Raw genomic sequence first — 13769 nt, forward strand, 5'->3', positions numbered from 1 at the left:
CGCCCCGGATCCGCCGGTCCGAGGTCATCGCACTTCCCCGCTCCGATACCAATCGACGACCGACCGTGCCGCGTCGCCGACCTCGGTACCGGCGACCACGATGAGGTATGAGGTGCCGAGGTCGGGCAGGCCGTTGATCGCGCATTCATAGCCGATCCGGTGCGCCACCTCGCGGACCCACCGGATCGCGCGCGTGCGCTCGGCCGGGGAGACCTGCCCGGCATCACACACGATGAGGAGGCGCCGGGCGGCGAGGGCGGTCGCCGTCACGGTCGTCTTCTCGCACAACTCGTTCTCCCAGGACCGCATCTTCGCCGCCCGAAGAAACGGCCGGAAGCCCACTCGACCGCTGTCGGACGCACCGAACAGACGATTCACCATCGACCGATCGATAATGACGACGACGCTCGCCGCCGAGCCGGTCCGGATTCCGGCGACGGTCGGTCGCGCGGGCGCCGAGGCCCGGTCGCCCGGCCACGACCGCGAAACAGGCGATGCGCCGGTAGGACTCGCCGGGATCCCACCGCGGTGTAACTCCGCGAAGATCGCACCCACCAGAGGGGCCGGGGCGACGCCGAGCGGCGAGCGGCCGGTCTTGCGGTCCGGGGCCGGGCGCAACACGCTGCGCCGCGGCCGCGCATACGCCCGGCTCCTAGGGTTCCTTTTCGTCGCGATCACGGCTGTCGTACCTGTCTGTGCGTGCGCGAGTTGCCCGGACGTCGAACATCGCCTCGATGCGGGACTTGATCTCCGCGGTGCTGAACTTCGATCCGCGGTCGTTTCTTCGGTCCGCGATTCTCGGTGCGTTCATAAATTACTCCCTGAGATATAAAAATCGCACGGTTCATCGCCGTGAACCGTTACACGTCCGTTCGGTGAAAATAATTATCCGAAAAGAATCGGATGCGACGATCACGGCAAGAACAACCGTCTCGCGTCACCATTGGACCGAGGACGACCCCACCGGGTCACCAGTCCGGATCTTATCCCTTACCGGGTTGCTCGTCCGAGCCAGAAGAGATGGGAACTACTTCAGCGCTTCTTCTTTCGTACGACAACCCTCGACTGCTCCTGCTGCTCACGCTTCGCTGCCCGGCGCTGACCGAGGGTCGACGAAGGTTTCTTCAACGATTTCCCGCGCGATTTATCAGCCACTGTCGCTCCCTTTTCCGAAGTTCCATCCGACCGACTTCGACCATACGTCAGAAAAAATAAAAAGCCAGTCGGGCGGATTCGGCCGGCGGGAATCGCCGGCCTCCTCGGCCGCCACCGCTCACACCGAGAACGCGTGACCACGTGCCCGATCCGAACGCTACGAATTGCGACGATCGCATGCGAAGAGAGGCCTGCGCCCATTGGACGCAGGCCTCTCTCGTCCGCGTATCTCACCTGTCGATCAACTTGCGGCGCAGGCCCTCGGTGGCGACAACGAGGGCGGGGACCAGGGTCAGGTGCGTGATCGACAGTGCGACCGTGGACGCGGTGTCGAAGTCGGCGCTCACCGTCATGCCGATGGTGGCGACGGCGAGCACCGAGCCGATCACCGCGGCGATGCGCAGCACACCGATCCACTTGTAGGACAGCAGGACGGCCGCGCCGAGACCGGTCAGCATCGGGACCACCGTCATCATGATGATTCCGCCGGGGGCGACACTCTGCACCCGGCCCGCGTCGGTCATTTCGAAGGTGCCACCGGCGGCCGCCCCGATCAGCCAGACGACGAGGTTGGCCAGGAGCGCGGCGCCGATCGCGCCGAAGAGGGCGACGGGGCGATTCAGTGCGGGGATCCGCGTGGTGGCCGCTGGATTGGTCGCGATACTCATGACGATCTCCTTAAGCTGCGCAGTTCGCGTGAGACCATCGTGAAACCTAAACAAATGTTTAGATCAATCCATCGAGGCGTAGAGAGATACAGATCACTCAGCGCGGTGGGTCCACCGCATCGCCGCCGAGTACGCCGCCCCGCTCGACGAATCGCCGGTGCGCGGTGGCCACCGAAACCACCGCGCACGGCCGCGACCAGCGCCGACCATCCATGTACGGCAGGCGAACATGTACGCACGGGCCCGGTTAGACCGTGACGACGATCTTCCCGGCGTGCAGCCCCTTCTCCAGGTGGCGATGCGCCTCGACGATATCGTCGAGGCCGAACACCGCATCGACGGCGGGCCGCAGTGCGCCGAGGCGTACACCGGCGTTCAAGAAGGCCGCCATGCGCCGCACCACCACGGCGTCGAGGGTGTGCTCGAAACTCCGGTAGCCGTGGATCGTGAGCGGCGTGCCGCCCGGGAAGAGCGTCGGTCGCGGATCCAGAAAGCCTGCCGCCACCAGCGTCGCGCCCGGACGGGCCGCCGCCAGGAGATCCTGCTGGCCGGGGCCCATCACCAGATCGAGGACGATATCGGCACCGATCCCGCCGGTGTGATGACGGACGGCTTCGGCGATATCCACCTGGTCGGTGACGATGACCCCGGCGGCACCGGCGGCCGTCAACGCGTCCCGCTTCGCGGCATGCCGGGTGACGGCGAGAGGCACGGCGCCGATCTGGTTCGCGATCTGCATCGCCGCCCGGCCGACGCCGCCGGACGCGGCCGTGATGAGAACATGGTCGCCGGGACGCATCCGCGCCTTCTCCACGAGCGCGCCATAGGCCGTGGAGAAGGCGACCCAGATCGCCGCCGCCTCCGTGACGCCGAGCCCGGCCGGCCGCGCGAGGACACGGCGCGCGGGGACCGTGGTGTATTCGGCGTAGCTACCCCGGACGCTCGCGTCCGGAACGGCGGTGAGGACGACCGGATCGCCTGCCGCCAACCCGGTGACCTCGGGGCCCACCGCGTCGACGATGCCGGTTCCTTCGACGCCCAGTCGGGCGTGCGGCAGGGTGACGGCCGCGGGCATGCTGCCGGAACGCATCATCAGATCGAGTGGATTGACGGCGAACGCTTCGATCCTGACCCGTACTTCACCGGCTGCGGGCTCGACGACCGGTTCCTCGACGATATGCATGACATCCGGCCCGCCGAACCGGTCGAATACGACGACTCGTGACATGGTGATTCCTCCGTATCCAGCGCGGAATGCGCTGCTCCAGAACGCTACGGAGCCGTGCGTTACCTCCTGGTACCTTCGAATTCCATGCAGAACACCGCCGGACCGGCCTTCCTCGCCGACTGCCCCACCCGCCTGGCGGTCGAGATCATCTCCGACAAATGGACCGTGCTGGTGCTCTTCGGGCTCAGCCAACGACCTCGCAGACACGGCGAACTCGTCGACCTCATCGGCGGCATCTCGCGCAAGGTCCTCACCCAGACACTGCGCCGGCTCCAGCGGTACGGTCTGGTCGACCGTCGTGCCGAAGCGCCACGGCGGGTCGTGTACAGCCTCACCGACCTCGGCCGGACCCTCGTCGAACCCATCGAAGTCCTGACGAATTGGGCGCGAGACCACGGCGAGGCCATCGTCGACTTCCAGGAGGCGGCCCGGACCGCCGAGCCGGATCGCGCTCCCCGGGCGGGTTGATCCCGACGACGGCCGGTCATCCGAAGACTCCCACCCGACCCGGCTCGGTGGAGTCGGAAGATCGGTTACCGCTGTGCGCGGCACCGACGTCTCGATCCGCGCACAGCGGAACAGGGGGACTAATATCTCGCAGATGTCGTTGCCGAGTGATATGCGCGCGTTCAATCGTTCCGTGGTCGAGAACTTCCGCGCCGAAGGCGGGAAGATCACGATGGACGGGATGCCGAAGGGATCCGACCTCGTTCTACTGACCACTGTCGGCAGGCGCAGCGGGCGGCAACATATCGTGCCGCTCGGGTACCTGACCGACGGCGATGATCGCACCGTGTTGTGGGCGTCCAATATGGCCGCGGCCGAACACCCGGCGTGGTACCGGAATCTGATGGCCGAGCCGCAGGTCATCGTCGAGCGGCCCACCCCGGCGGGTATCGACCTGTTCACCGGTACCGCGCATACCGCCACCGGTGCCGAACGCGAGCGCCTGTTCGCGATGCTGGCAGACCGGTTCCCGCATATGGCCGCACATCAGCAGCAGACCGAACGGGAGATTCCGCTCGTGGTGGTGGAACGAGTATCGGGCCGGGCCGGGTAGGGCGGCACGGCGGCATCCGCTCCCGGCCCTCGGCTGCGCGCAAACCGGTGACCATCGGCGGGATCTCCCACCTGTACTGGGGATGCTCGGTTGGTTCACCGGAGCATTGGCCGACCGGCCCGACGAAGACCGCGGCACTTTCGGCGGACTACTCGGCCGATTCGTCGATGACCTCACCGCGCATCTGAAGGTCGCCGAGGATGGCCCGTAGGCCGCCTCGGCCATTTCGTGCCGAGAGATCCTCGGCGGCAGGCGATCTCGCTGCGCCGAGATATGTTCGCCATGATTCTGGATCTGGCTCTGCCACCGGTCGTGCCATACGGTTCGGTCGCCCTTGCCTGTCACCGGCCACCGGAACTCCCCCGTCGTCGCGGCGTCCCCGGTCGTCGACCGACCGGCTCGAGCGCAGCTCGAATCGTCGCCGGCACCGCGCCGCACATCGCACGGCCGGCCGCCCCCCAGAAGGAGTCCGATGTCATCCGTGCGTGGCCCCGCGATCGGGTTGTCCGTCTTCGGTGTTGTCGCAGTGTGTTGCCTGAGCCTGATCATGACCACCGCGCGCGGACCGGCCGCCGAGGGCGATACCGAATACGCGGCGGTCTTCACCGATGTCTCCGGGCTCACCGCCGGCAGCGGTGTACAAGTGGCCGGATCCCGGATCGGAACCGTCACCGCGATCGAGATCGCCGACGACGCCACGGCCCGGGTGGGTTTCACCGTCGGTCACGACCGGTCGGTCCTGGAGACCACCCACGCCGCGGTCCGCTATCAGAGCCTGCTCGGGCAGTACTACCTGGAATTGTTCGAGTCCGGGCCCGGAGGTGCCGTACTCGACTCCGGCGCAACGATTCCGCGTGAGCGGACCACGCCGGGCGTGGACGTATCGCGGCTGTTCGACGGATTCCGGCCGTTGTTCACCGCGCTCGACGTCGAGGAACTTGGCCGGGTGGCGGAGAACGTGGGCCGGGTCCTCCAGGGCGACGGTACGGGGATCGGACCGGTCCTGACGGCTCTGGGCGATCTGCTCGAGTACGCGACGAACGAGCACGCGGCGGTGGCGGTGTTCATTCACAACCTGGGGAAACTCGCCACCGAGATCGGTGGTGTCGCCGAACAGGTCGGTGTACTGATCGAGGGGATCGCCGCCCTGGTAGGGCTGTTCGACGACGCCGCGGAACTGGTGAACTCACTGTTCTCCGAGGACGCGGGCCTCGATGCGGACGGCGGGCTGCTCACCGAACCGTCCCTTCCCGAAGACGACTACCCGGCGCTGCACGAGCAGTTGCGCATACTCGCTGCTCGCCCCGATCAGCTCGTGGAGGTCCTGTCACTGAAGCCGGAACTGATCGGCGGTTTGAACTCGGACGATCCGGCGGGAAGCACGGAATCCGCGGCCATCTGTTCGGCCTGGCCGTGGGCTCCGGCCGACCTCACCGGAGCAGGACAGCGAGCGGCGTGCCGATGACGTGCATTCGGCCGTGCGGGATCGATCCCGGGGTCTCCCCCATCGGCGAAAAAACCCGGCACACCGAGAATTCCGTAGCGAGCGAGGATCCACAGTGAGCGACACCCCGGCGTCCGGCACAGAGCGGAAGGTCGATGGACGGCGCGCATCGCCTGCGACTGTATCGGCGTGGGGACTCGCCGCGGCCGCGTTCGTCGTCCTGACGGTACTTCTCGGATGGCGCTGGTATTCCACCGAGCACGAACTCGACGACGTGCGCGGCCGCATCACCGATCGCGACCGGGTGGCCGCGGTCGCCGCCGGCTACGCGCACCGGTCGCTGACCTACGACTTCCGCAGTCTCGACGCCTTCTTCGCCGGCGTCCGGCACGGGACCACCGCCGCGTTCTCCCACCGCTACGACACCGTCGGCGACGAACTCGCGAAGATCATGACCGAGGCCGAGGTCGTCGCCCAGGGCGAGGTGGTGGGCACCGCGGTCGAGGCCGTCGACCCCGACAACTACCTCGTCACGGTTTTCGCGACCCAGCAGACCCGTAACGTCCGGCACCCGGAACCGGTCGGCGTCCCCACCCTGGTAACCGTCAGTGTGCAGCGTGTGGGGGAAGAGTGGCTTGTCGCCGACTACCGCCCGCGATGAGGACCCGGCCGGGCTCCCTGCGCCCCCGCGAGAGCCGAACCCGCCACAGCGCGAGCGCACCGAGGACCGCGGCGACCGATCCGATGGCCAGCGCGAGGAAGCCGCCGACGATCCCGTACCCGGTGCCGGGTCCACCCTCGGCGGCGAGGACGACCGCCAGACCGACCACCAGACCGATCACCCCGGCCACCAGTGCGATAACCGCCGAACGCTGTCCGGCCCGGCGGATGACAGCACGCACACCGAGCACCACACCCGTGAGTCCCACCGCCACACCCACCAGGGACCACACACGCCCGGCGGTCGGCCCGGCGGCGGCCGCCTGCGCCAGGATCTCCGAGGTGACGAGTAGCTGCTGAACGGACATGACGTCCTCCTTCTCCGACAACCGATATGGGCTATCGTCGCCGCCGAGTGCGCCTCCGGTCGTCCTGCGCACGGAGGCATTCCGGTTACCGCCGAGGGCGTAGGTACCGGCAGGAGTACTGCGGTCGCAGTAGCCGGTGATCATCCCCGTGCACGATTCTGCTGCACGCGCGTCGGGCTAGGGTGCAGCAATGGAAAGGCTCCGGAACTGGGCGGTCGCCGCGGGCATCGCGGTGTTCCAACTGGTTTCCGGGTTGTCCGGGCCGCCGGTCGGCTGGGTGCTGCTGGTCGTCGGCGGGCTGGCGCCGGCCGCGGCCGGCCGGGCGCCGGTCGCCGTGCTGGCCGTGACAGGGTCGACCGCGTGGGCATATCAGGCCCTCGGAGTGGACGTACCCGCGGTGGCGTTCCTGGTCGCCGTGTACGCGGCTGTCCGCGCCGGGCGCTGGGTGGCGGCCGTGTCGGGGTCGGTGGTGATGGTGGCGGCCATGCCCTTGGCGCTGCTGATTTCACCGCGCGGACTGCTCGTGGGCCAGGCGTTCATGGAATCGCGCGACGTGCTCCAGTTGGCATGGCTGGTCGCCGCGGGCGCGGCGGGCGAAGCATTGCGGCAGGCCGAGCGGCGCGCCGACGAGGCCGAAAGGACTCGTGAGGAGACCGCGCGGCGCCGGGCGGACGCAGAGCGATTACATATCGCGCGGGAGCTGCACGATTCACTGACCCACCAGATCTCGGTGATCAAAGTGCAGGCCGAGGTGGCCGTCCACTCGGCCAGCCGGCGCGGCGAGCAGGTGCCCGACGCGCTGCTCGCGATCCTGGAGGCCGGGCGCGAGGCGTCCCGCGAGCTGCGGGCCACCCTGGCGGTCCTGCGCGACGACCGCCCACCGTCGTACGGACTCGATCATGTCGCGGAGCTGGTGGACCGGGTCCGCACCACCGGCCTGGATACGACATTGACGGTCGCCGGGCGGCCCGACCCGCTACCGGTGGCCGTGGACCGGACCGCGTACCGGATCATCCAGGAATCGCTGACCAATATCACCCGGCACTCCGCCGCCGGGACCGCAACCGTCCGTATCGATTACCACCCGGACTCTGTGGTGATCCGGGTGGACGACGACGGTCGGGCCACACCGGACCTCACTTCCGGCCCGGGTGTGGGACTACTGGGGATGCGCGAACGGGTCACCGCTCTCGGCGGCCGGTTACACGCCGCGCCGCGCAGCGAGGGCGGGTTCACCGTCCGAGCCGAACTGCCCGTGGAGCGGGCGCCGTGATCCGGGTCCTGCTGATCGACGACCAACCGCTGATCCGCAGCGGTTTCCGCGCACTGCTCGAGTTGGAAGACGATATCGAGGTGGTGGCCGAGGCCGCCGATGGCGCCCGGGGCGTCGAGCTGGCTCGCGAGCAGCTGCCCGATATCGCACTGGTGGACATCCAGATGCCGGTCGTGGACGGTATCGAGGCGACCCGGCGTATCGCCGCGGACCCGGCCCTGGCCCGGGTACATGTGGTGATCCTGACCAACTACGGTCTCGACGAGCACGTTTTCGATGCCCTGCGGGCGGGCGCGGCCGGATTCCTGGTCAAGGACATCCACCCGGAAGACCTCGTACACGCCGTCCGGGTCGCGGCCCGCGGTGACGCGCTGCTCGCGCCGTCGATCACGCGCAAACTCATCGACCGATACGTCAGCCGGCCGCCGGCCCCGGACCGGATCGCCGGAACGATCGGGCTGACCGCCCGTGAGCGGGAGGTGGTCGTCCTCGTCGCGCGCGGTCTTTCGAACCATGAGATCGCCACCCACCTGGTGATCAGCCCGCTCACCGCCAAAACCCACGTCAATCGCGCCATGACCAAACTCCACGCCCGCGACCGCGCCCAATTGGTGGTCCTGGCCTATGAATCCGGCCTCGTGATCCCGCACCGGGCATGATTCCCTGTTCCGCGGCGTCCGACGCCACCCGGCCGGACCACTGTGGATCGCGTCCGGCGGCGAGTTATCCGGCCGAACCGATCAGCAGATGTTCCATACCGTTCGCCTCGTCAGAGTGCTTGTGGAGTCCGACGATCGCCACGAAATCGTGGTCGCCGACACTGCGCTGCAAGGGGCGCCAGTTATCGGCGAGATACCGTCCCGCACCCGCGGTACCACGCAGGCCCAGGCCCCCGCAGTACACCCAGTATCGGCCGGGGTGCAGGTCGGGGCCCGGTCGCACCCGCGCGATGATGCCGATATCGGCGACGCCGTGCGCGTCGAAACGGTATCCGTCGCTGAGCTCCACCCACTGTGGGTAGAAGCCGTCGCCGGTCGCGCTGTCGTCGACGGTGAACAGTGGTCGCTCGGCGATCTCGGCATATCTGCGGACACAGTCGTTGCCGCCGAGCCCGAAGCTGACGAAGGGGCGGTCGTGGTGTGCTGCGACGTCGCGGTCACTCCGCACCCTGATCGGAATACGTGTATGCCGCTGGAGCAGATCGAGAACGTACAGCAGGCCGCGGAGGTCACTCTCCAGTACGACCATGGTTTCCGCGGGCTGCCGCGGCGCGGGGGCCCCGTCCTTCCTGCCGAAGAGGCGCCGGCGCGCGACACCCGGCGAACGACGGTCGTGCACCGGCCCGGTCAACTCGAACGACGGGTGCACGAGAAGGGCCTCCCCCGTAACCATCTCGGCACCGAAGAAAGCCCCGAGCAGGATATCGACGTCGGCGGCACCCGCGGGCAGCGGTCGTCCGGGGGCCGGCGCCGATCCGGCGATCTGGAACAGACCCTCGACTGTCCAGCCCGGGAACATCTTTTCCAGCACCCGACAGTGATAGTCACGGGGCAGCCCGATCATGCGACCGGAGAGCCACTGGTAATACTGGGCTTTCGCCGGTCCATAGCCCGGGGGGATGGGCGGGTCGAGCTGGGCCGCGCACCTGTCGTACGCGGCCAAGAAGTCCGGATGGCTCTTCAGATGCTGTTCGGCCAACAGCACCTTCAACACGGTTGCCAACGAAAACCCCCTTTACCCCGCCGGTCTCCGGCCACTGTGCCGGAGACCCCGGCATCGCTGGTTCGACCACGGCGAGGCCGGGTCGCCCGCCGAACCTGCCGACGACCCGGCTCTCTCAGGTGTCACATATAGGTGTAGCCCAGGCCGTGACTGGTTCCGCCAGGGCCCGTGACGGTGACCTGTGCCGTGCCCACCGATCCGCCGGTCGGCGCGGTACCGGCCGAGCCGCCGGGGGCGATGGCAGTGATCCGGGTGGGGGAATCGAGGGTGAGGGTGGTGGCGGTGGCGCCGAAGCGGACAGTGGTGGGGCCGGTGAAACCCGCGCCCGTAATAGTCACGCTCGTGCCCCTGGTGGTGGGGCCGGAGGTCGGGGACAGAGATGTGATGGTAGGCATGGTGCCTGCTTCCTTCTTACCGGAGTGATGTCCTTCGCTACATGGAGTGATCTACTCGAGCTCTGATAGCCGCCCGCTCTTTCATTAGGCGCCTGGATCTGTTGCCGGGCAATGCATCTCACGATCCGTTTTCGTCCGTTTTCGTCTGTTTTCGGACGTCCGGGAGGCCGCGGAACCACCGCGGCGCCGCCGGCTCTCGCCGCGCGGACCGACATCGGTGAGAGCTCACAAACCCACCCGCCCGGCAGTCCGGGTACGGTGACATCCACCCCCGATCACGGTGCGGTATTTCCTGCTGAGAAATGAGGATGTACTCGATGACCTCTACCGCCGAGAAACTGGCCGACCTGCGTAAGAAACTGGAGCTAGCGCAGGAGCCGGCCGGCGAGGCGGGGGCCGCCAAGCGAGCGCGTAAGGGCATACCGTCCGCCCGCGACCGCATTGAGACGCTGCTGGACCCGGGCACCTTCGTGGAGATCGGTGCCCTCGTGCGGAACCCGGCGGACAAGGACGCCCTCTACGGTGACGGAGTGGTCACCGGACGGGGGCTGGTGGACGGCCGGCCCGTCGCGGTGTTCTCCCATGACCAGACCGTGTACGGCGGCACCATCGGCGAGATGTTCGGCCGGAAGGTCGCCGCGATCATGGACCTGGCGGGCCGGATGGGTTGCCCGCTGGTCGGTATCAACGACTCCGGCGGCGCGCGTGTCCAGGAGGCCGTGACGTCGCTGCGTTGGTACGGCGAGTTGGCGACCAAGATGGAACCGCTCTCGGGTGCGGTACCGATGGTCTCGCTGATCCTCGGTAACTGCGCGGCCGGCGCGGTCTACCAGCCGATCTGCACCGATGTCGTGGTCGCCACCAAGAGCGCGCACATGTTCGTCACCGGGCCCAAGATCATCGAGGACGCCATCGGTGAAAAGGTGGACATGGAGGAGCTGGGCGGTGCCTACAACCAGGCCGCCTACGGCAATATCCACCATGTGGCCGAGGACGAGGCGTCCGCCTTCGCGTGGGTGCGCGACTACCTGAGCTACCTGCCGTCGAGCGCCGTCGAACTCCCGCCGATCGTGAACCCCGGACTGGAGCCGGAGGTCACCGAATCCGATCTGAGCCTGAACACACTGGTCCCCGACTCGGACAATGCCGTCTACGATATGCACGACGTGCTGTTGCGCATCTTCGACGACGGTGAGTTCCACGAGATCGGCGCGGCCGCCACCAAGAACCTGATCACCGGGTTCGCCCGCGTCGACGGTCACCCGGTGGGTGTGGTCGCCAACCAGCCGACCGTGCTCGCGGGCGCGCTCGACGCCAAGGCCGGCGACAAGGCAGCGCATTTCATCCACATCTGCAACGCCTTCGAGATTCCGCTGGTACTGGTGGTCGACACCCCCGGTTTCCTGCCCGGCGTGGAACAGGAGAAGGTGGGCGTCATCAAACGCGGCGGCCGGTTCCTGTTCGCCTACGTGGAGGCCACCGTCCCCAAGGTCACCGTGGTGGTCCGCAAGGCCTACGGCGGCGGGTGGGCGGTCATGGGCGCCAAGGCGCTCGGCTGCGATATCTACCTGGCCTGGCCCACCGCGCGTATCGCGGTCATGGGCGCCGAGAGCGCGGTGGGCCTGACCCAGCGCAAGGTGCTCGACGCCACCCCCGAGGACCAGCGGGCCGCACTGCGGCAGCAGATGATCGACTTCTACAACGCGACCGTCGCCACCCCGTGGGTCGCGGCCGAGCGCGGCTACATCGACAGTGTGATCGAGCCGTCGGCCACCCGGCTGGAGCTGCGGCGGGCCCTGCACCTGCTCCGCGACAAGAAGGTCATCCGCTACCCGCGCAAGCATCACCTGCTGCCGCTGTGACCGGGCGGACCCGCCGGTCGGCGCCGGCAATGTAACGAATACGCATCGGCGCGCGAAAGACACAGCAGCGCACGCATTCCAGCGTGGCGCGTGGGATTCGGACGGCGATCCGCATATGGCCACCGTTCGATGACCAGGACCGACAACCGAGAAAGATGGATATGCCTGGCTTCCTGAAATACATCGTGTGGTTGAACATGCTGGGCATGCTCTCCGGGGCCTACTACTGATCAGGCCGTGCCGAGGCCGGATCCGGTGGTGGATTCCATCGGCAGTCAGTAGGTGAACGCTCTGTCGGGCCGGTCGGCGGCCGCGGATCACACCGCACCGCCGACCGGCCCGCGGCGGGCTCGGGGTATCGCGAACTCCGATAGCACGAGCGGCGCGGTACGCCCGGAGTCAGCCGGTGGCGCGCAGGGGTGCGCCGACCCGATGCAGGTGGGCCAGCGCTTCCCGGTACGACGTGATCAGACCGGTCTCGTGGTAGGGCACACCGATTTCGGCGCAGTAGTCGCGGACGATCCGTTGTGCGTGGCGCAGATTCGGCGTCGCCATGCTCGGGAACAGATGGTGCTCGATCTGATAGTTGAGCCCGCCGAGCGCGAGGTCGGTCAGGACACCGCCCCGCACATTGCGGGAGGTCAGCACCTGCCGACGTAGATAGTCGGGGCGGTCGTCGCCGGTCAGGGTCGGCATACCCTTGTGGTTCGGGGCGAAGACACAGCCCATGTACAGGCCGAACAGTGCCTTGTGGACGATGAGGAACGCGAGTGCCTTGTCGGCGGGCAGGACCGCGAACACCACGGCCAGATAGGCGGCGAAGTGGCCGAGCAGCAGCGCGCCTTCCGCACCGCGGTGTCGAACCGATCGGTTGCGGAGCGCTCGGATGCCCGCGATGTGGAGGTTGACACCTTCCAGCAGCAGTAGGGGGAAGAACAGGAACGCCTGCGCCCGTCCGATGACACGAGGCAGGCCGCGGCCGGCCCGCGCCTGTCGTTGCGACCAGATCAGGATGTCGGGCGCGACGTCGGGGTCGAGTTCCTCGTGGTTCGGGTTGGCGTGATGGCGGGTGTGCTTGTCCTGCCACCAGCCGTAACCGAGGCCGATGCCCGCGTTGCCGACGATCCGGCCCACGAGTTCGGTCGGCCGCCGGAGCCGGAAGACCTGGCGATGGGCGACATCGTGCATGACGAGTGCCACCTGCGCGCAGGCCACCGCCAGGAACGCCGCCACCGCGAGTGTCCACCACGAGTCGCCGACGAGGGCGAACGCCAGCCAGCCGGCCACGTACGCGATTCCCACCAGACCGAGCCGGACGGCGTAATAGCCGGGCCGCCGGTTCATCAGTCCCGCGTCGGAGATCCGGCGCAGCAGGCGGGCGTAGTCGCCGCCGGTGCCGCCGCACCGCGCGGACCGGGGCGGTGATTCCGGGACCAAGGCCGGTGTTGTCATAGGAATTCCTCGGAGTCGAATGCGGATCCCGCCCGCCGTTTCCGGTGTCGTCCGGCCGATCTCGATGGGAGACCCGACCCGGCGGGTAATGCCCGGTGCGAGACGGTGTGGTGATGTCGTGGAACCGACGCTATCGACCGGATTCTCGACCCCGGTAAACCCTCGGTATGAGATCGAATCGCACTGTGGGGTGATATCCGGGGATCTCCGCGGCAAGCATCGCCGCCCACAGGCACGTTCGTTTCCCCGGAAGTACGTCATGGCCGCGATCGGTTGGACCGAACACGAAACATCCCTGCTCGCCCGATGGCATTCCGAGAATGGCATCCCGGCTCGCGGCCGGCGGCGCACCCACCGCACCGATCCGGCTCGATGCGACCGTACTGGTCGCGGACGCCACGGCCGGGCGGGCATCGGCGCCCCTCCGCGAATTCGTACCGCCGACCGCGGACATGTCACCCTGATATCGGAATCCTCTGCCG

Annotated in this window: 17 protein-coding genes; 9 read left to right on the forward strand and 8 right to left on the reverse strand. The window is 67.9% G+C overall.

Going from position 1 to position 13769, the window contains the following annotated elements; genetic code table 11:
- Positions 1-24 precede the first annotated feature (24 nt).
- The 4 genes from ACQPYS_RS22905 to ACQPYS_RS22920 all read right to left on the reverse strand — a co-directional run bounded on the left by ACQPYS_RS22905 (position 25) and on the right by ACQPYS_RS22920 (position 3051).
- On the reverse strand, positions 25-381 hold the full coding sequence (locus ACQPYS_RS22905) for a hypothetical protein (RefSeq protein WP_157107365.1): 357 nt from the start codon (positions 379-381) through the stop codon (positions 25-27).
- 651 nt (positions 382-1032) lie between these two features.
- Entirely contained in the window at positions 1033-1155 is a 123-nt protein-coding gene (locus tag ACQPYS_RS22910; RefSeq protein ID WP_281179783.1) for a hypothetical protein, read from the reverse strand.
- A 230-nt stretch (positions 1156-1385) separates the two neighbouring features.
- Positions 1386-1823: a DUF6069 family protein gene (locus ACQPYS_RS22915; protein WP_063039500.1), complete on the reverse strand. Its 438-nt coding sequence runs from the start codon at positions 1821-1823 to the stop codon at positions 1386-1388.
- A 247-nt stretch (positions 1824-2070) separates the two neighbouring features.
- Positions 2071-3051 (reverse strand): zinc-dependent alcohol dehydrogenase family protein, encoded by a 981-nt coding sequence (locus tag ACQPYS_RS22920; RefSeq protein ID WP_433490789.1) that lies wholly within the window; start codon positions 3049-3051, stop codon positions 2071-2073.
- Positions 3052-3135: 84 nt separating this feature from the next.
- On the opposite strand from ACQPYS_RS22920, the gene ACQPYS_RS22925 reads away from it, so the two are divergent.
- The 5 genes from ACQPYS_RS22925 (at position 3136) to ACQPYS_RS22945 (ending at position 6216) form a co-directional block, all read left to right on the forward strand.
- On the forward strand, positions 3136-3519 hold the full coding sequence (locus tag ACQPYS_RS22925) for a winged helix-turn-helix transcriptional regulator (protein WP_063039495.1): 384 nt from the start codon (positions 3136-3138) through the stop codon (positions 3517-3519).
- 133 nt (positions 3520-3652) lie between these two features.
- Positions 3653-4111 (forward strand): nitroreductase/quinone reductase family protein, encoded by a 459-nt coding sequence (locus ACQPYS_RS22930; RefSeq protein ID WP_063039891.1) that lies wholly within the window; start codon positions 3653-3655, stop codon positions 4109-4111.
- Positions 4112-4193: 82 nt separating this feature from the next.
- The gene (locus ACQPYS_RS22935) at positions 4194-4322 is read left to right on the forward strand and encodes a hypothetical protein (RefSeq protein ID WP_281179782.1); all 129 of its coding nucleotides are present in this window, start codon (positions 4194-4196) and stop codon (positions 4320-4322) included.
- Between the two features lie 261 nt (positions 4323-4583).
- Positions 4584-5576: an MlaD family protein gene (locus ACQPYS_RS22940; RefSeq protein WP_433490790.1), complete on the forward strand. Its 993-nt coding sequence runs from the start codon at positions 4584-4586 to the stop codon at positions 5574-5576.
- 94 nt (positions 5577-5670) lie between these two features.
- Positions 5671-6216, forward strand: coding sequence for a hypothetical protein (locus ACQPYS_RS22945; protein ID WP_433490791.1), 546 nt, complete (start codon positions 5671-5673; stop codon positions 6214-6216).
- Here ACQPYS_RS22945 and ACQPYS_RS22950 read toward each other — a convergent pair.
- On the reverse strand, positions 6161-6583 hold the full coding sequence (locus ACQPYS_RS22950; protein ID WP_433490792.1) for a DUF6223 family protein: 423 nt from the start codon (positions 6581-6583) through the stop codon (positions 6161-6163). The two genes, ACQPYS_RS22945 and ACQPYS_RS22950, sit on opposite strands and share 56 nt — an antisense overlap.
- A gap of 190 nt (positions 6584-6773) precedes the next feature.
- Here ACQPYS_RS22950 and ACQPYS_RS22955 point away from each other — a divergent pair, with 190 nt between their 5' ends.
- Complete coding sequence (locus tag ACQPYS_RS22955; protein WP_433490793.1) at positions 6774-7856, forward strand: sensor histidine kinase; 1083 nt, start codon at positions 6774-6776, stop codon at positions 7854-7856.
- On the forward strand, positions 7853-8515 hold the full coding sequence (locus ACQPYS_RS22960) for a response regulator (protein ID WP_433490794.1): 663 nt from the start codon (positions 7853-7855) through the stop codon (positions 8513-8515). The genes ACQPYS_RS22955 and ACQPYS_RS22960 overlap by 4 nt, the downstream gene beginning before the upstream one ends.
- Positions 8516-8579: 64 nt before the next feature.
- Here the strand turns inward: ACQPYS_RS22960 and ACQPYS_RS22965 are convergent, their stop codons facing one another.
- Together ACQPYS_RS22965 and ACQPYS_RS22970 are read right to left on the reverse strand one after the other, a co-directional pair.
- Complete coding sequence (locus ACQPYS_RS22965) at positions 8580-9578, reverse strand: hypothetical protein (RefSeq protein WP_433490795.1); 999 nt, start codon at positions 9576-9578, stop codon at positions 8580-8582.
- Positions 9579-9700: 122 nt separating this feature from the next.
- Positions 9701-9973: an IPT/TIG domain-containing protein gene (locus ACQPYS_RS22970; RefSeq protein WP_433490796.1), complete on the reverse strand. Its 273-nt coding sequence runs from the start codon at positions 9971-9973 to the stop codon at positions 9701-9703.
- A gap of 317 nt (positions 9974-10290) precedes the next feature.
- Between ACQPYS_RS22970 and ACQPYS_RS22975 the strand changes: the two genes are divergently transcribed.
- Positions 10291-11835, forward strand: a complete 1545-nt coding sequence (locus tag ACQPYS_RS22975) for an acyl-CoA carboxylase subunit beta (RefSeq protein WP_433490797.1) — start codon at positions 10291-10293, stop codon at positions 11833-11835.
- A 399-nt stretch (positions 11836-12234) separates the two neighbouring features.
- Here the strand turns inward: ACQPYS_RS22975 and ACQPYS_RS22980 are convergent, their stop codons facing one another.
- Complete coding sequence (locus tag ACQPYS_RS22980; RefSeq protein WP_433490798.1) at positions 12235-13287, reverse strand: fatty acid desaturase family protein; 1053 nt, start codon at positions 13285-13287, stop codon at positions 12235-12237.
- A 320-nt stretch (positions 13288-13607) separates the two neighbouring features.
- On the opposite strand from ACQPYS_RS22980, the gene ACQPYS_RS22985 reads away from it, so the two are divergent.
- Complete coding sequence (locus ACQPYS_RS22985; protein ID WP_433490799.1) at positions 13608-13751, forward strand: hypothetical protein; 144 nt, start codon at positions 13608-13610, stop codon at positions 13749-13751.
- Positions 13752-13769: the final 18 nt, after the last annotated feature.

Source organism: Nocardia grenadensis, from assembly GCF_050942415.1.
GTDB classification, from domain to species: domain Bacteria; phylum Actinomycetota; class Actinomycetes; order Mycobacteriales; family Mycobacteriaceae; genus Nocardia; species Nocardia grenadensis.